Below are 16,620 nucleotides of genomic sequence, written 5' to 3'. Positions count from 1 at the left end.
AGGATTCGAGGTAACTATCATGGCATATAGCGAAAAAGTAATTGATCACTACGAAAACCCACGTAATGTAGGTTCGTTTGATAAAGAAGACCCAAGTGTAGGTAGCGGCATGGTTGGCGCACCGGCTTGTGGTGACGTAATGAAACTGCAAATCAAAGTATCTGCAGAAGGTATTATTGAAGACGCAAAATTCAAGACTTACGGTTGTGGTAGCGCAATCGCTTCTAGCTCACTAGTAACTGAGTGGGTTAAAGGTAAAAGTATTGATGAAGCAGCTGCTATTAAAAACTCTGAAATCGCAGAAGAGCTTGAGTTGCCACCAGTGAAAGTTCACTGTTCAATTCTTGCTGAAGATGCAATCAAAGCAGCTGTTGCGGATTACAAAAAGAAGCACTAATCGCTTCAATAACGCAATTACGTCGATAAAAAAGTAATATTTGGGAGCATCCTTTGTGCTCCCCCTGAGTTCTCAATTTATATAAAACACAAGGTTGTAGTATGGCCATCACCATGACAGATACGGCAGTAAGCCGAGTTCAAGCTTTCCTAGATAACCGTGGTAAAGGTCTCGGGTTACGCTTAGCAGTAAAAACTACTGGCTGTTCGGGTATGGCGTATGTACTGGAATTCGTTGACGAGCTTAACGAAGAAGACGAAGTGTTTGAGCATTCAGGTGTTAAGGTCATCATTGATCCAAAGAGCCTAGTATACCTAGATGGTACTGAGCTTGATTATGTAAAAGAAGGCCTAAACGAAGGTTTTGAATTCAACAACCCGAACGCGAAAGGCGAATGTGGTTGTGGTGAGAGCTTCAATGTTTAAACGCTTGAATCGTTAAGCGTTGTAAGCGAAGAATAAAATTAGGCTCTGAACAAAGAGCCTAAACTTAGGACCACCTTTACATGAATCATTTCGAATTATTTGGGCTACCACTTCAGTTTCAACTGGATGGTAGCCTTCTTTCTTCTCAGTTTAGAGATCTGCAACGCCAATTCCATCCTGATAAATTTGCGATAGCTTCTGAGCGTGACCGCTTATTAGCCGTGCAAAAAGCGGCACAGATCAACGATGCGTACCAGGTATTGAAGAATCCAATCAGCCGAGCAGAATACCTGCTAGTTCAACACGGTGAAGACATTCGTGGCGAACAACAAACCATGCAAGATCCGATGTTCCTGATGGAGCAAATGGAACTGCGTGAAGAGCTAGAAGATATCGCAGACAGTTCTGATCCCGAAGATGCGCTATTTGCATTTGAAGGCAAGGTTAGCAAAATGTATAAACAACAATTAAGCGCTATCCAACAAGAACTCGAAAGCGAAGCTTGGCTAGAAGCTGCAGACCGAGTAAGAAAGCTTAAGTTTATTGCAAAATTAAAGAATGAAATCGAATTAGTTGAAGATCGTTTGATCGGCTAGTTTGTATAACAAGGACACATCCATGGCACTACTTCAGATTGCAGAACCAGGGCAAAGCGCCGCTCCTCACAAGCACAAGCTTGCTGTGGGTATTGATTTAGGTACAACAAACTCGTTGGTTGCTGCAGTACGCAGTGGCGAGGCAAGTACACTCGTTGATCAACAAGGTCGAAGCATTTTACCTTCAGTTGTTCACTATACGTCAGAGTCGTACACCACTGGCGATGAAGCTCGTGCTAACGCGCAGACTGACCCTAAAAATACCATTATCTCAGTTAAGCGATTAATCGGTCGTTCACTGTCAGATATTCAACAGCGATACCCGTCTCTGCCATATCAGTTTGAAGAAAGTGATAATGGTTTACCTGTGATCCGTACAGAACAAGGCAACAAGAACCCAATCCAGGTTTCTGCTGATATTCTACGAGCGCTTGGTCAACGTGCTGAGTCTACGCTAGGCGGTGAGTTATCTGGCGCCGTAATTACGGTTCCTGCGTATTTTGATGATGCACAGCGTGCTGGTACGAAAGACGCGGCTCAACTTGCTGGTCTTCACGTGTTACGTCTTCTTAATGAACCGACTGCGGCAGCGATTGCTTACGGTCTGGATTCAGGTAAAGAAGGGGTGATTGCGGTTTATGATCTTGGCGGTGGCACGTTTGATATCTCTATCTTACGCCTGTCTAAAGGTGTTTTTGAAGTATTAGCAACGGGTGGCGACTCTGCATTAGGCGGAGACGACTTTGACCACTTGATCGCAGAGCACTTCCAAGAGCAAATGGGCTTATCAGAGCTAACCGCAGAACAGAATCGTATTCTTCTAGATGCAGCAACAGAAGCGAAGATTGGCTTATCTGAAGCTGAAAGCGTTAATGTTGAAGTGTTGGGTTGGGCTGGTTCATTAACTCGTGAAGAGTTTGAAGAGATCATCAAGCCACTGGTTAAGAAAACACTGCTTTCGTGCCGTCGTGCATTGAAAGATGCTGAAGTTGACGCGGATGATGTTCTAGAAGTCGTGATGGTCGGCGGTTCAACTCGTACATTGCTTGTCCGTGAAATGGTGGGTGACTTTTTTGGTCGTACGCCATTAACCAGCATAAACCCAGATGAAGTGGTTGCGATTGGTGCTTCTATCCAAGCGGACATCTTAGTCGGCAACAAACCTGACTCTGAAATGCTGCTGCTTGATGTTATCCCGCTTTCCCTCGGTATCGAAACTATGGGTGGCTTGGTCGAAAAGATCATTCCACGCAATACCACGATCCCTGTTGCTCGCGCACAAGAATTTACCACGTTCAAAGACGGTCAAACTGCAATGACAGTGCACACCGTGCAAGGCGAACGTGAGATGGTGGATGACTGTCGTTCATTGGCTCGTTTTGCTCTAAAAGGTATTCCACCAATGGCGGCTGGTGCGGCGCATATTCGTGTGACTTACCAAGTAGACGCTGATGGCCTGCTATCGGTTACTGCTATGGAGAAGAGCACAGGTGTTCAAGCTGAAATTCAGGTTAAACCGTCTTACGGCTTAAGCGATAATGAAGTGGCGAGCATGCTGAAAGATTCGATGACGTTTGCTAAAGAAGACATGCAAGCGCGTGCTCTTGCTGAACAACGTGTAGAAGCAGATCGTGTTATCGAAGGCCTTATTGCAGCAATGCAAGCTGATGGCGATGAGCTGCTTGATGAGCAAGAAAAGCAGCACCTTCTACAAGCTATTGAAGCACTGATTGAAGTGCGCAATGGCGAAAGCGCTGATGCCATCGAACTAGAAATTAAGAATACCGACAAAGCGAGCCAAGACTTTGCTTCTCGTCGTATGGATAAATCAATTCGAGCTGCACTGTCAGGTCAGTCAGTCGATAATATTTAATAGTTAGAGAATAGATAAACATGCCAAAGATTATTGTTTTACCTCACGAAGATCTATGTCCAGAAGGCGCTGTTTTAGAAGCAAAAACTGGTGAGACGGTTCTTGATGTTGCATTGAAGGCCGGTATTGGTATTGAACACGCATGTGAGAAGTCGTGTGCATGTACTACATGTCACGTCGTGATTCGTGAAGGTTTCGACTCATTAGAAGAAAGTGATGACCTAGAAGACGATATGCTTGATAAAGCATGGGGTCTGGAAATGGAATCTCGTCTTGGTTGCCAAGCTAAAGTAGCTGATACTGACCTAGTGGTTGAGATTCCAAAGTACACACTGAACTTAGCTTCTGAAGAGCACTAAGAACTCAGCTCGACTAAACGTGTTAGTAAAACTGGCATAGAATATAAGTCACTAAGATGACAAATCGTCGCTGATAAAGATAAGGAAATGTTATGAGTTTGAAATGGATTGATTCGCGAGATATTGCGATTGAACTATGTGATTTATACCCAGATACCGATCCTAAAACAGTACGCTTTACGGACTTGCATCAATGGGTGCTAGATCTTGAAGATTTTGATGATGAGCCGAATCACTCGAATGAGAAAATTCTAGAGGCCATTATATTGTGCTGGATGGATGAGATGGATTAATCCTCTTGTCTAATCACTTGGTCGCGGGTTGGTTCAGTCCAATGTAAAACGCAGCCAAGTTAACAATTCTTACTAAAAAAAGCGGACCTTATGGTCCGTTTTTTTATCAAAATGACATTTTCCTCCTACATAATGCTAACATCAGTGCGCTAATAAAAAACAATCAGAATCACATACTCAAAGTGGTTCATGACAAGGAGAAATCATGTCTACACAGATGTCAGTATTTTTAAGTCAAGAAGCTGCCCAGCCTCAGTGGGGAGCAAGAGCTATTTTATCGTTCTCAGAAGCGGGAGCGACAATTCACATTGGTGAAGGCCACGATCTAGGCGCGGTTCAACGTGCGGGTCGTACGCTTGACGGACAAGGTATCGCATTGGTTGCACTTAGCGGTAAAGGCTGGGATCTAGAAAGTGTTTGGGCTTTTTACCAAGGCTACCGTGGACCAAAGAAAAAGAATGCATTGGAGTGGGATACTCTAGCTGAAGCTGATCAGGTTGAATTGGAAGCACGTATCCGCGCGACAGATTGGACGCGTGACATCATAAACAAAACGGCTGAAGAAGTTGCCCCTCGTCAATTAGCGACAATGGCAGCTGAATACATCAAGTCAGTGGCACCAGCAGGCACTGTTAAAGCGAAAATCGTTAAAGACAAAGATCTCCTAACTGAAGGTTGGGAAGGCATCTATGCGGTAGGCCGCGGCTCTGAACGTACTTCTGCAATGCTTCAACTGGACTTCAACCCAACCGGCGATGAAAACGCACCCGTGTTTGCTTGTCTTGTGGGTAAAGGTATCACTTTCGACTCAGGCGGTTACAGCATTAAGCCAGGTCAATTCATGACAGCAATGAAGGCTGACATGGGTGGCGCAGCGACTATTACCGGTGGTTTAGGTCTAGCGATTGAACGTGGCCTGAACAAGCGCATTAAGCTTATCTTATGTTGTGCTGAGAATATGATCTCTGGTCGTGCATTGAAGCTTGGCGACATCATTACTTACAAAAATGGTAAGACTGTCGAGATCATGAATACCGATGCGGAAGGTCGTTTAGTTTTAGCTGATGGCCTGATGTTCGCAAGCGCTCAGAATCCAGAGTTGATCATCGACTGTGCAACGCTAACCGGCGCGGCTAAAAATGCATTAGGTAACGACTACCACGCATTATTGAGCTTTGATGATGAGTTGTCTCATCAAGCACTAACGGCTGCGAACCAAGAGAAAGAAGGTCTATGGCCATTGCCGCTTGCTGATTTCCACCGTGGTATGTTGCCTTCAAACTTTGCTGATCTTTCAAACATTAGCTCTGGTGATTACACTCCGGGTGCAAGTACAGCTGCCGCGTTCCTTTCTTACTTTGTAGATGACTACAAAAAAGGTTGGATTCACATGGATTGCGCGGGTACTTACCGCAAGTCATCAAGTGATAAGTGGGCTGCAGGCGCGACCGGTATGGGTGTTCGTACACTGGCTCGTCTTCTTATCGACCAAGCAAAATAATAATAAGAGTGAGCGGTATTTCGATACCGCTTATTCATAAACTCAGATCGAATGATCTTAGTAATTTCAGTATTTAATAACAAAAAAATGAAGTGAAGGAATCCCTATGGCTCTAGAAAGAACGTTCTCAATTGTTAAGCCGGATGCAGTTAAGCGTAACCTTGTCGGTGAAATCTACCACCGCATTGAAAAAGCTGGCCTACAGATTATTGCCGCTAAAATGGTTTCTCTTACAGAAGCGCAAGCAAGTGGCTTCTATGCAGAACATGAAGGTAAAGAGTTCTTTGGACCACTAAAAGAGTTCATGACTTCTGGTCCTATCATGGTTCAAGTACTTGAAGGCGAAAATGCGATCGCTCGTTACCGTGAACTAATGGGTAAAACTAACCCAGAAGAAGCTGCATGCGGCACTATCCGTGCTGACTACGCAATCAGCATGCGTTACAACTCAGTACACGGCAGTGATAGCCCTGAATCTGCGGCTCGCGAAATCGAATTCTTCTTCCCAGAATCTGAAATTTGCCCGCGTCCAGCTGAATAAGCAGACAACAGCAAGTCTCAATAAAGGCTTCACTTCGGTGAAGCCTTTTTCGTTTCTGGTGAGCTCTAGTTTTTTTTCGGTAGTGACGAGGGAAGCTGTTGGGAGTCTCAGTGTGCTGTCGGAGATTCCAGTACCTCGTTCCTCGGTTCTGGAATGACGAACAAGTCGCGTTAGTTGTAAGGCTGCGAAGATAACGAGCAGCGTTAGTAGGAGGTCGGAGAGGGCGCGAGTATTAGGTGGTTAAAGCCCGTCATTCCCGAAAGCGACGGAGGAGCGTAATCGGGAATCTCTCTTTGAATTGGCCAAACTTAAGCAGGTAAATTTGACTGTGTAAATTTTAATCACCTAAGTTTGAATGTCTTAGTAAACACAAGGTTTTACAGTGCTTGTTGAAGTTGCGTAAAGGCTGTACAATTCGCGCCCTTAATTATTGTTCCGTCATTGAGAGGCATCATGACCACAGCTAAAGTCAATCTACTCGATTTTGATCGTAAAGGTCTTCGTAAATTTTTCACAGAAGAACTGAATGAGAAAGCGTTTCGAGCAGAGCAAGTGATGAAGTGGATTTATCACTTCGGTGTCGATGACTTCGAACAAATGAACAACATCAACAAAAAGTTACGTGAGAAACTGCTGCATCGCTGTGAGATTGTTGCACCTATCGTTTCTGAAGCTCAGCACTCTGCGGATGGCACCATTAAATGGGCGATGAGCGTTGGTGACCAAGACGTTGAGACTGTATACATCCCAGATGGTGATCGTGCGACGCTATGTGTATCTTCGCAAGTAGGTTGTGCGCTTGAATGTAAATTCTGCTCTACGGCTCAACAAGGCTTCAACCGTAACCTGAAAGTTTCAGAGATCGTTGGTCAAATCTGGCGTGCAGCACGTGAAATCGGTTTAGAGAAAGAAACGGGTCGTCGTCCAATTACTAACGTCGTAATGATGGGTATGGGTGAACCTCTATTGAACATGAAGAACCTAATTCCATCATTGGAGCTGATGCTTGATGATCTGGGTTTCTCACTGTCTAAGCGTCGTGTAACAGTATCAACATCTGGTGTTGTTTCTGGTCTTGATCAGATGACAGATAACATCGATGTAGCTCTGGCGATTTCTCTACACGCACCAAACGATGCACTACGTAGCCAAATCATGCCAATCAACGACCGTTGGGATATCCAAGACTTCCTAGCATCGGTTCGTCGCTACATTGCTTCTTCAAATGCTAACCGCGGCAAAGTAACGGTTGAGTACGTTCTATTGGATCATGTGAATGATGATATGGACCACGCTCGTGAACTTGCTGAGCTAATGAAAGATACGCCTTGTAAGATCAACTTGATTCCATTTAACCCTTATCCGGGGTCGCCTTATAAGAAGCCAAGCAACTCTCGTATTGATCGCTTCCAAAAAACGCTGATGGAATACAACTACACAGTTACGGTTCGTAAAACTCGTGGTGATGATATTGATGCCGCATGTGGTCAGCTGGTTGGTGATGTTATTGATAGAACCAAGCGTACTAAAATGCTGAAAGCCGCCTCTGAAGCTAACTTGATCGCAGGTGATGTGATTCAAGTAAAAGCGGTTTAAATACCATTTAGATCTAAACAAGCCAGAAGGATTCCTTCTGGCTTGTTGCTTTTCTGGAAGGTGAATTTCCAATAATTGGATTTTTTCCCCATGCTTTCTTACATTTTTCGTCAAATTTTGGACAAAACCATGAGCTGACGGTAAATTTTGTTTAAAGTGTTTTTGCCTTGCAATGGCATTAGCTTATGATTAACTCATCTTAAATTAATTTAAGTGCTCGCTTGTTACCCGATAATCGTCAATGTGTCTATTTAGGTTGGCTACTTGATAAACTAGCTTCCTGAGAAGGTCATCCATAGTCAATGGGTGATGTTCGTCTTTAAGGGTTGATGATTTAGATAACAGGAAAAATTCCACATAAAGTGGGTTGTTAGATTGAGCTTAAACGACAATAAAAATGCTCTCATCAACCTGCGATAATACTTTAGAAGTTCACTCTCTATGAACACAGAACACGAAACACAAACAAAAGAAACTGTCGCTCCAGAAATCGAAGCGGGAACGCTGCTTAAAAATAAACGAGAATCTCTTGGTTTAACACAAAAGCAGATTTCTGATCGTTTAAAGCTGCGCGTTACGCTGATCCAACAAATTGAAGAAAACCAATTCGAGTCAGATCAAGTTGCCACCTTTATGCGTGGCTACATTCGTTCATACGCGAAATACGTCAATCTTGACGAAAAGGTCGTATTGAGCGCACTCCATCATGCTGGTGACGCTCAACATCAAGAACAAGAAATGTTGAGCTTTTCTCGTAAGACCAAAACCGAGAAGCACAACAGCCGTATTATGATCCTTACTTGGAGCATTTTTGCGGTAATTGCGGGTATCTCCTCACTGTGGTGGTGGCAGAACCAACAACAAGACACCCTATCTCAATCTTTAGCTAATACTGAAAGCTCAGAAGAGCTAGCTGTAGAAGAATCACTTGCCCCTGAATTCACCTCTTTAGAAGTGATAGAAGCTGAACAAAATGAAGAGGGTACTTCTGTTGTTGAAGGTACTGATGACCTTGCTGCGATAAGCGATGCGGAAGATTCTGTTACATCAACTGACGAAACTACTGCACAGCAAGCAACAGAGACAGAACCAACTGCTGAAGTTGCTGCTAATGCTGTTAATGCAGAAGCTGTTGAAGCAAGCACTGCGCCTGAAGCTGTGATTAACGAGTTAGTGATGCAGTTCTCTGCTGATTGCTGGATCCAAGTGAAAGATGCTTCGGGCAAAACCTTGTCGACTGGCATCAAAAAAGCAGGCCAGTCGTTAAATCTATCAGGAACTGCGCCATATAAAGTGATTCTAGGTGCGCCAGAGGGCGTATCGATGACATTTGCAAGTGAACCTGTCGACCTTTCTGGGTATACTTCAGGCAAAGTAGCTAGAATAACCTTACCTTAGAGTTAATATGCAACACGAATCTCCTATTATTCGTCGCAAATCAACCCGTATTTATGTGGGTGATGTGCCGATCGGTGATGGTGCACCAATTGCTGTGCAATCCATGACCAACACAAGAACAACAGATGTAGCCGCGACCGTTGCTCAAATTAGAGCTCTGGAAAAAGTTGGCGCTGATATCGTTCGCGTATCTGTACCGACTATGGATGCCGCTGAAGCCTTTAAGCTAATCAAGCAGCAGGTCTCTGTTCCTTTGGTTGCTGATATTCACTTCGACTACCGTATCGCACTTAAAGTGGCTGAATACGGCGTTGACTGTCTGCGTATCAACCCAGGTAACATCGGTAACGAAAGCCGCATTCGCTCTGTTGTGGATTGTGCTCGTGATATGAATATCCCGATTCGTATTGGTGTTAACGGCGGTTCTCTTGAAAAAGAGATCCAAGAGAAATACACAGAGCCTACAGCAGAAGCGCTTGTTGAATCTGCAATGCGTCACGTAGACATCCTAGACCGTTTGAACTTTGATCAATTTAAAGTCAGCGTTAAGGCGTCTGATGTATTCCTAGCCGTCGGTTCTTACCGTTTGCTTGCTAAGCAGATTGATCAACCTCTTCACCTTGGCATTACCGAAGCGGGTGGTGCGCGTGCAGGTTCTGTGAAGTCAGCGGTAGGTTTAGGCATGCTTCTCTCTGAAGGTATCGGCGATACGCTGCGTATTTCGCTCGCGGCTGATCCTGTTGAAGAGATCAAAGTTGGCTTTGATATTCTTAAATCTTTGCGCATTCGCTCGCGTGGCATCAACTTCATTGCGTGCCCGAGCTGTTCTCGTCAAGAGTTCGATGTTATTAACACCGTTAATGCCCTTGAAGAGCGCCTAGAAGACGTGATTACTCCAATGGATGTATCTATCATCGGTTGTGTGGTTAACGGCCCTGGTGAAGCTGAAGTGTCTCACTTAGGTCTAGCTGGTAGTGCACGTAAGAGTGCTTTTTACGAAGACGGTAAGCGTCAGAAAGAGCGCTTCGATAACGATGACCTTGTCGACAAACTTGAAGCTAAGATTCGTGCAAAAGCATCAGTGCTTGATAAAGCAAATCGCATTGATGTAGAAAACTTAGAAGATTAATACAACGCGATGGGGTGTGATTGTCTATTCGCACTGATACCTGGTCGTGAGAAATTACGGAATAAATACTGTGGCTAAAAATATCCAAGCAATTCGAGGCATGAACGACTGCCTTCCAACTCAATCACCACTGTGGCAGAAAGTAGAAAGCGCAGTTAAAAGTGTGGTGAGCGCATACGGTTACAACGAAGTACGTATGCCTATCGTTGAAGAAACAAACCTATTTAGCCGTGCGGTTGGTGAAGAGACAGACGTTGTTTCTAAAGAGATGTACACCTTTGATGACCGCAATGGTGACAGTCTAACGCTGCGTCCAGAAGGAACAGCAGGTTGTGTACGTTCATGTATTCAAAACAGCCTTATTAACCGTGATGAACAGCGCCTATGGTACATGGGCCCAATGTTCCGTCACGAGCGTCCTCAAAAAGGTCGTTACCGTCAATTCCACCAATGTGGTGTTGAAGTGTTTGGCCTAGACGGCCCAGATGTTGACGCTGAACTTATTATGATGACAGCACGTCTATGGCGTGAACTAGGTATCGATAAGCACGTTCGTCTTGAATTGAACTCAATCGGTTCTCAAGAAGATCGCGTAAGCTACCGTACTGCGTTAGTGGCTTTCCTTGAGCAACACATTGATGTGCTAGATGAAGACTGCAAACGTCGCATGCACACTAACCCTCTACGTGTTCTGGATACTAAGAACCCGGATGTTCAAGCTATCTTAGGTGACGCACCTCGACTATCTGAATATCTAGGTGAAGAATCGAAGCAACATTTTGCTGGTTTGTGTGAACTTCTTGACGCTGTTGGTATCGAATACCAAGTTAACGAGCGTCTAGTACGCGGCCTAGATTACTACAACCGCACCGTATTTGAGTGGATCACAGACAGCCTTGGTGCCCAAGGTACAGTATGTGGTGGTGGCCGTTACGATGGTCTTGTTGAACAACTCGGCGGCAAAGCAACCAATGCTGTTGGCTTCGCTATGGGTCTAGAGCGTCTAGTCCTTATGATGGAAACGCTAGAACTTACAGAAGTTCGTCGTAGTGTTGACGTATACATGGTTGCTGCTGGCGAAGGTACAATGATCGCGGGCATGCAGTTAGCGAATCAATTACGCGATAACGTTGAAGGCGTACGTGTGATGAACCACTTCGGTGGTGGTAACTTCAAGAAGCAATTCAAACGTGCTGACAAAGTAGGTGCTGTTGTGGCGTTGGTACTTGGTGAGAACGAAGTTGCTGACAATACAGTTGTGCTAAAAGATTTGGTTGGCGGCGAGCAACAAACCGTGTCTCAAACGGAAGTTGCAGAAAAAGTTGCTGCGTTAATCTAAGCCATTGAGCAAACGCTCATCATGATTATCAACGTCAGCACTATGCTGGCGTTTAAAGAATTAAAGAGGACAGGAAGTGGAACTTTACGATAGCGAAGAGCAACAAGTTGAAGCCATTAAAGATTGGTGGAAAGAGAATGGCAAAGCCGTAATCTTTGGTGCGGTTATTGGTTTAGGTGGCCTATTTGGTTGGCGCTATTACCAAGATTCAGTCGTTGAAGCGCGTGAAGCCGCTTCAGAAAGCTACACCTCTGCAATCTCAGCTCTAGATGCTAAAGGCGTTGATGCTCAATCTGATATTCAAGCTTTCATCGACGCAAACAAAGACGCTGAATATTCAGTACTTGCTGCTATGCAATTAGCAAAAGCGCAAGTTCAAGCGGGTGACCTTGCTGCTGCACTAGAACAACTTGAGTGGGCAAAATCGGCAACTAAGGACGCGGCATTAGCGCCACTACTGACTTACCGTGTTGCTCGTCTCAAAGCTGAGCAAGGTGAATTTGACGCAGCATTGACTGATCTTGAAGCGATGACTGACGAATCTTGGACTGGCCGTGTTGCTGAACTGCGTGGTGATATCTCACTTCGTAAAGGCGACACAGATGCAGCTTACAGTGCTTACTCTGAAGCTCAACAAGCTGCTGATGCGAGCCAAACGCTTCAAATCAAACTTGACGACCTAGCTAAATAAGGCGCTTTGAATGAAGAAGATGTTTCCAAAAGCGGCGTTGTGTGCGATTGCTCTTGGCCTGCTAGCGGGCTGTGCAAGTGAAGAAGACACCGTAATCATGGCACCAGTACCAACGGTAAACAGCGAGTTTACTCCTAGCCAGGAATGGTCTACGTCGGTTGGTGATGGTGTTGGTCACTACTTTTCAAAACTAACGCCAGAATTGGCTTACGACAAAGTATTTGTTGCAAGCCGTGAAGGTATGGTTAAAGCGCTTGACCCTGAAACAGGTAAAGAGCTTTGGAAAGTCGATCTTGAGAAAGAAGTACTGGCTCGTTTATCGGGTGGCTTAACGGCAGCTTACGGTAAGGTATTTGTTGGTTCTGAAAATGGCGAAGTGATCGCGCTGGATGAATCAACCGGTGAAGAGCTGTGGCGTGTATCAGTGAATGGTGAGGTGCTTGCATCCCCTGCAACTGAAAGCAACATGGTTATTGTTCATACCAGTCGTGGCATGTTGACCGCGTTAGATCAAGAAAGCGGTGAGCAAAAATGGACCATCAGTACCGAAGTACCAAGCCTAACACTTCGTGGCGATAGCTCGCCTGTTACTGTTTCAGGTGGTGTATTCTGGGGTACGGCAAATGGTCGTTTAGCCGCAGCTATCGTTGATCGTGGTCAGCTTATTTGGCAACAGCCAGTAGGCACGCCAAAAGGTGCAACGGAAATCGATCGTTTAGTTGATGTGGATGCATCACCGGTTGTTCTTGGTGGCACCCTGTATACCGTAGGTATCAATGGTCAGCTGATTGCTATCGATCTTCGTTCTGGTAAGCCAGTTTGGAAACGTAACTACTCGTCAGCGATTGATTTAGCGAGTGATGGTAGCCGTTTGTTCGTTGTGACTGACAAAGACCATGTGGTTGCGGTTGATGCGCGTAGTGGTACTGAACTGTGGAGCACTCCATTGTTAGAAAACCGCTTACTGACAGCACCTGCTATTATTAATGGTTATGTAGTTGTTGGTGATACTGAAGGTTATCTGCACTGGTTAGATCGTTCATCGGGTGAGTTTGTTGCTCAACAGTTGGTCGATGATAGCGGCTTTGCGGTTGCGCCAATTGAAATGCCTGAAGGCTACTTAGTGACGACTCGCAATGGCGATGTAAAGAAACTAACGATTAGCCAATAAAAGCGTGATATAATTCACAGTCGGCTCCTGGTTGGTAACAGCTAGGAGCCGTTTTGTTGTTATAAATTAATAAACCGTGTGGTTATAGGTAAGAGTTTAAACTTGCGATCAAGTGCTTACCTATAACTACATTTAGAGAAGAAATTGTAGAGGTTGTTATGGTACCTGTTGTTGCTCTAGTAGGGCGTCCGAACGTAGGTAAATCTACGTTATTTAACCGATTGACTCGAACTCGTGATGCATTGGTTGCGGATTTCCCTGGCTTAACGCGTGACCGTAAATACGGCCATGCTCATTTTAGCGAGCATGACTTTATTGTTATCGACACTGGTGGTATCGACGGTACCGAAGAAGGTGTTGAAACTAAAATGGCTGAACAGTCGCTAGCGGCGATTGATGAAGCTGATGTCGTTCTATTTATGGTAGATGGCCGTGCGGGTCTAACACCTTCAGACGTAGCTATTGCTAAGCACCTTCGTCAACTAGAAAAGCCTTCAATGCTAGTAGTAAACAAGGTTGATGGTATCGACCCTGATGCTGCAAGTGCTGATTTCTGGCAACTAGGCGTAGAAGACATGTACCAAATCGCTGCAGCGCACGGTCGTGGTGTAACAGCGTTGATTGATCTTGCTCTAAACCCATTCGCTGAAGCGTTAAAAGCTGAGAATGGTGAAGTAAGCGATTTAACTGAATTTGAAGACGAAGAAGAAGAGCAAGTTGATTTCACTGAAGAAGAAGCGGAAGAAGAATTCAAGCGCCTTCAAGATCAACCGATTAAGCTAGCGATCATTGGTCGTCCTAACGTAGGTAAATCAACACTAACTAACCGTATTCTTGGTGAAGAACGTGTTGTTGTTTACGATATGCCAGGTACAACTCGTGACTCTATCTACATTCCGATGCAGCGTGATGAGCGTGAATACGTTCTGATTGATACTGCGGGTGTTCGTCGCCGTAAAAATATCAACGAAACAGTTGAGAAGTTCTCAGTGGTTAAAACACTGAAAGCGATTGAAGATGCTAACGTTGTATTACTGCTTATCGATGCTCGCGAGAACATCTCAGATCAAGATCTAAGCTTGTTAGGCTTTGCGTTGAATGCTGGTCGTTCAATTGTTATTGCCGTAAACAAGTGGGATGGCCTAGATAACGACGTTAAAGATCGTGTTAAGAAAGAACTAGATCGTCGTTTAGGTTTCGTTGATTTCGCACGTATTCACTTTATCTCTGCACTTCACGGTACTGGTGTTGGTCACTTGTTCGAGTCTGTTCAAGAAGCTTATAAGTCAGCAACGACTCGTGTTGGTACTTCTGTACTTACTCGTATCATGAAGATGGCGACTGATGATCACCAACCACCTATGGTTCGTGGTCGTCGTGTTAAATTGAAATACGCGCACGCTGGTGGCTACAACCCACCGATTATCGTTATCCACGGTAACCAAGTACGTAACTTGCCAGATTCATACAAACGATTCTTGATGAACTACTACCGTCGTTCACTAGAAATTATGGGTACACCTATTCGCATTCAATTCCAGAACAGCGAGAACCCATTTGAAGCTAAGACTAACAAGCTGACAATTTCTCAAGAACGTAAACGTAAACGTATGATGAGCATGGTTAAAGGTCGTAAGTAAACCTTTCCAATAGATTTGATACCCGAGCCTGTCTCGGGTATTTTTTTAAGTAAAATTCACGTTATCTGATAATCGCGTCTTTGATTCCGTTATCAGCTAGCGACTTAGACTAGATTCCAAAAGAAGAATGATATGACCACTAGCGATTTGATTACACCAGCGTCAGCAATCACACCAACCATCACTCAATTTTGTCATCAAACTTGGCTGCTCAATGCAAAAGCGGTGTACGTTGAAAGTGACGACAGCAAAACTCACTTGATCACTGACGTGACACCTTTCCACCCTGTGAGTCATATTTGGCCCGATCACCCAGCAGACCGAGGTTTTGTCAGCGTAGGTGGTGAACAGTATATTGTTGAAGATTGCCTTGTCGGTGCAATAGAGCAATCTACTGGAAATCTTTATATTGCAGCAGATATCCCTGTTAAGCGTGATACGGAAGGGTGGGCGTTTGTGGTTGTCCACCAGCTACCTGTATCAGCTTCCATGATTAAGGTTAACGACGAAGTCGTGTTGTCGGTTGATAAAGAGCACCAAGCCAGTTTGAGCCGCGGTCATAGTGCCGGACATGTTGCTTTCTTAGCGTTGAATAAAGTATTGGCTGAGAGTTACTGGCGTAAAGATGCGGACAGAAAAGATCCACTCGGCAGCTATGACTTCAATAGCTACGCACAGGTGACTAGCTTTGTGACTCCAGAGTTGTGTACCGATAAGTATCGTTTAGGTAAAACCTTGAAGAAACGCGGTCTGAACGTTGCTGACATGCTAACGAACCTTGATGGCATTGAGGCCAATATCAACCAGATGATTGCAGGCTGGCTTGCTGAATCGACTCTTGTAACGATGAGACTAGAAGGTGAGGCGTTAACAGACTCTCGCTACTGGGAATGGCAGCTAGATGACGAGACTTTAGTGTCTATTCCGTGTGGTGGTACTCACATCGACAATACTTCAGAACTTAAGGCATTGTCGGTTAAGTTAACCCAATTAGATGACCAACATATCGAAATGCAGACGTGTGTATCTCGATGATCTCAATTAAAGATCGAAAATAGATTATTCTGCATTGTTGGTTTTATTTTCTTATTTTTGGTTATATATTCCATTTTAAATTGAAATGCAGTATATGTAACTTATGCTTTCGGTGTGTGGTGATATAAATATTCTTTTTGGGGTAGATCGCTGATCAAAGTAGATAAAGCAAAAGATCAACCTATGATCTTCGGTGGTGTGTTGTGGTAATTTAGTGTGTTAATATTGACCAGTATACAGGCTTGCATAAGAACAGGCTGTTCCCACCATATAATTGAAAGCTTTAGTGAATGAAACAACAATTTTTATTAGAAGGTCACCGAGCAGTAAACAGTTTGCTTCGAAAGCTTGCCCTTGGATTGAATCGCAAAGAATTAAATCGCAAGATCATTCAACTCACCGAGCAGATTTTTGGTCAAAGGATGGCCTCTATCCTATTGCTAAACCCCGAATCGAATACATTACATTTAGAATATGCTCCAAACTTGCCTGATTTTTATAACCAGCAGATAGAAGGGGTGGGTGTTGGTGCCGGAATTGGTTCCTGTGGCGAAGCGGCGGCACTTAAGAAAGCTGTCATGTGATCTGCTCCAGTCAGACTGGACACTTAGCTAAGCGACATTTCGCTTTTCAAAG

16 protein-coding genes and 1 pseudogene are annotated in these 16,620 nt (G+C 44.5%); all 17 read left to right on the top strand.

All coding sequences use genetic code 11. From position 1 onward, the window contains the following. Positions 1 to 19: 19 nt before the first annotated feature. A complete protein-coding gene (gene iscU, locus AB6D07_RS14820; protein ID WP_004735094.1) occupies positions 20 to 397 on the top strand; it encodes a Fe-S cluster assembly scaffold IscU in 378 nt (125 codons plus the stop codon). Between the two features lie 101 nt (positions 398 to 498). Continuing rightward, complete coding sequence (gene iscA / locus AB6D07_RS14815; RefSeq protein ID WP_372091794.1) at positions 499 to 822, top strand: iron-sulfur cluster assembly protein IscA; 324 nt, start codon at positions 499 to 501, stop codon at positions 820 to 822. A gap of 80 nt (positions 823 to 902) precedes the next feature. Then, the gene (gene hscB, locus AB6D07_RS14810) at positions 903 to 1,418 is read left to right on the top strand and encodes a co-chaperone HscB (RefSeq protein ID WP_009848288.1); all 516 of its coding nucleotides are present in this window, start codon (positions 903 to 905) and stop codon (positions 1,416 to 1,418) included. Positions 1,419 to 1,440: 22 nt separating this feature from the next. Then, positions 1,441 to 3,291: a Fe-S protein assembly chaperone HscA gene (hscA, locus tag AB6D07_RS14805; RefSeq protein WP_017103108.1), complete on the top strand. Its 1,851-nt coding sequence runs from the start codon at positions 1,441 to 1,443 to the stop codon at positions 3,289 to 3,291. A 20-nt stretch (positions 3,292 to 3,311) separates the two neighbouring features. Then, positions 3,312 to 3,650, top strand: coding sequence for an ISC system 2Fe-2S type ferredoxin (gene fdx / locus AB6D07_RS14800; RefSeq protein ID WP_004735098.1), 339 nt, complete (start codon positions 3,312 to 3,314; stop codon positions 3,648 to 3,650). 92 nt (positions 3,651 to 3,742) lie between these two features. Continuing rightward, on the top strand, positions 3,743 to 3,943 hold the full coding sequence (gene iscX / locus AB6D07_RS14795; protein ID WP_004735099.1) for a Fe-S cluster assembly protein IscX: 201 nt from the start codon (positions 3,743 to 3,745) through the stop codon (positions 3,941 to 3,943). A 205-nt stretch (positions 3,944 to 4,148) separates the two neighbouring features. Then, positions 4,149 to 5,444, top strand: a complete 1,296-nt coding sequence (pepB, locus tag AB6D07_RS14790; RefSeq protein ID WP_017099586.1) for an aminopeptidase PepB — start codon at positions 4,149 to 4,151, stop codon at positions 5,442 to 5,444. Positions 5,445 to 5,550: 106 nt separating this feature from the next. Then, entirely contained in the window at positions 5,551 to 5,985 is a 435-nt protein-coding gene (gene ndk / locus AB6D07_RS14785) for a nucleoside-diphosphate kinase (RefSeq protein WP_004735101.1), read from the top strand. A gap of 453 nt (positions 5,986 to 6,438) precedes the next feature. Then, positions 6,439 to 7,581 (top strand): bifunctional tRNA (adenosine(37)-C2)-methyltransferase TrmG/ribosomal RNA large subunit methyltransferase RlmN, encoded by a 1,143-nt coding sequence (locus tag AB6D07_RS14780; protein WP_009848292.1) that lies wholly within the window; start codon positions 6,439 to 6,441, stop codon positions 7,579 to 7,581. 441 nt (positions 7,582 to 8,022) lie between these two features. After that, positions 8,023 to 8,979 carry a cytoskeleton protein RodZ gene (rodZ, locus tag AB6D07_RS14775; RefSeq protein WP_017099587.1) on the top strand — a complete coding sequence of 319 codons (957 nt, stop codon included), beginning with the start codon at positions 8,023 to 8,025 and terminating at the stop codon, positions 8,977 to 8,979. Between the two features lie 7 nt (positions 8,980 to 8,986). After that, positions 8,987 to 10,108: a flavodoxin-dependent (E)-4-hydroxy-3-methylbut-2-enyl-diphosphate synthase gene (gene ispG, locus AB6D07_RS14770; RefSeq protein ID WP_009848294.1), complete on the top strand. Its 1,122-nt coding sequence runs from the start codon at positions 8,987 to 8,989 to the stop codon at positions 10,106 to 10,108. Between the two features lie 70 nt (positions 10,109 to 10,178). After that, a complete protein-coding gene (gene hisS, locus AB6D07_RS14765) occupies positions 10,179 to 11,447 on the top strand; it encodes a histidine--tRNA ligase (protein ID WP_009848295.1) in 1,269 nt (422 codons plus the stop codon). 76 nt (positions 11,448 to 11,523) lie between these two features. Next, positions 11,524 to 12,138 (top strand): YfgM family protein, encoded by a 615-nt coding sequence (locus tag AB6D07_RS14760; protein ID WP_017103107.1) that lies wholly within the window; start codon positions 11,524 to 11,526, stop codon positions 12,136 to 12,138. A gap of 10 nt (positions 12,139 to 12,148) precedes the next feature. Continuing rightward, complete coding sequence (gene bamB / locus AB6D07_RS14755; RefSeq protein ID WP_009848297.1) at positions 12,149 to 13,309, top strand: outer membrane protein assembly factor BamB; 1,161 nt, start codon at positions 12,149 to 12,151, stop codon at positions 13,307 to 13,309. Positions 13,310 to 13,467: 158 nt separating this feature from the next. Next, on the top strand, positions 13,468 to 14,949 hold the full coding sequence (gene der, locus AB6D07_RS14750) for a ribosome biogenesis GTPase Der (protein WP_010440555.1): 1,482 nt from the start codon (positions 13,468 to 13,470) through the stop codon (positions 14,947 to 14,949). A gap of 132 nt (positions 14,950 to 15,081) precedes the next feature. Then, entirely contained in the window at positions 15,082 to 15,984 is a 903-nt protein-coding gene (locus AB6D07_RS14745; RefSeq protein ID WP_017103106.1) for a metal-dependent hydrolase, read from the top strand. A gap of 290 nt (positions 15,985 to 16,274) precedes the next feature. Next, positions 16,275 to 16,565, top strand: a pseudogene (locus AB6D07_RS14740) (diguanylate cyclase); the annotation flags it as partial. Between the last annotated feature and the right edge of the window lie 55 nt (positions 16,566 to 16,620).

The organism is Vibrio sp. 10N.239.312.C11 (assembly GCF_041466065.1).
GTDB lineage: Bacteria > Pseudomonadota > Gammaproteobacteria > Enterobacterales > Vibrionaceae > Vibrio > Vibrio tasmaniensis_A.
Note: the sequence above shows the minus strand (reverse complement) of the source record. Positions and strands in the feature narration are given on the sequence as shown.

Excerpts from the sequence above, each read along its gene's own strand:
- iscU (WP_004735094.1), top strand. The coding sequence starts at position 20 with ATGGCATATAGCGAAAAAGTAATTGATCACTACGAAAACCCACGTAAT.
- iscA (WP_372091794.1), top strand. The coding sequence starts at position 499 with ATGGCCATCACCATGACAGATACGGCAGTAAGCCGAGTTCAAGCTTTC.
- hscB (WP_009848288.1), top strand. The coding sequence starts at position 903 with ATGAATCATTTCGAATTATTTGGGCTACCACTTCAGTTTCAACTGGAT.
- hscA (WP_017103108.1), top strand. The coding sequence starts at position 1,441 with ATGGCACTACTTCAGATTGCAGAACCAGGGCAAAGCGCCGCTCCTCAC.
- fdx (WP_004735098.1), top strand. The coding sequence starts at position 3,312 with ATGCCAAAGATTATTGTTTTACCTCACGAAGATCTATGTCCAGAAGGC.
- iscX (WP_004735099.1), top strand. The coding sequence starts at position 3,743 with ATGAGTTTGAAATGGATTGATTCGCGAGATATTGCGATTGAACTATGT.
- pepB (WP_017099586.1), top strand. The coding sequence starts at position 4,149 with ATGTCTACACAGATGTCAGTATTTTTAAGTCAAGAAGCTGCCCAGCCT.
- ndk (WP_004735101.1), top strand. The coding sequence starts at position 5,551 with ATGGCTCTAGAAAGAACGTTCTCAATTGTTAAGCCGGATGCAGTTAAG.
- AB6D07_RS14780 (WP_009848292.1), top strand. The coding sequence starts at position 6,439 with ATGACCACAGCTAAAGTCAATCTACTCGATTTTGATCGTAAAGGTCTT.
- rodZ (WP_017099587.1), top strand. The coding sequence starts at position 8,023 with ATGAACACAGAACACGAAACACAAACAAAAGAAACTGTCGCTCCAGAA.
- ispG (WP_009848294.1), top strand. The coding sequence starts at position 8,987 with ATGCAACACGAATCTCCTATTATTCGTCGCAAATCAACCCGTATTTAT.
- bamB (WP_009848297.1), top strand. The coding sequence starts at position 12,149 with ATGAAGAAGATGTTTCCAAAAGCGGCGTTGTGTGCGATTGCTCTTGGC.
- der (WP_010440555.1), top strand. The coding sequence starts at position 13,468 with ATGGTACCTGTTGTTGCTCTAGTAGGGCGTCCGAACGTAGGTAAATCT.
- AB6D07_RS14745 (WP_017103106.1), top strand. The coding sequence starts at position 15,082 with ATGACCACTAGCGATTTGATTACACCAGCGTCAGCAATCACACCAACC.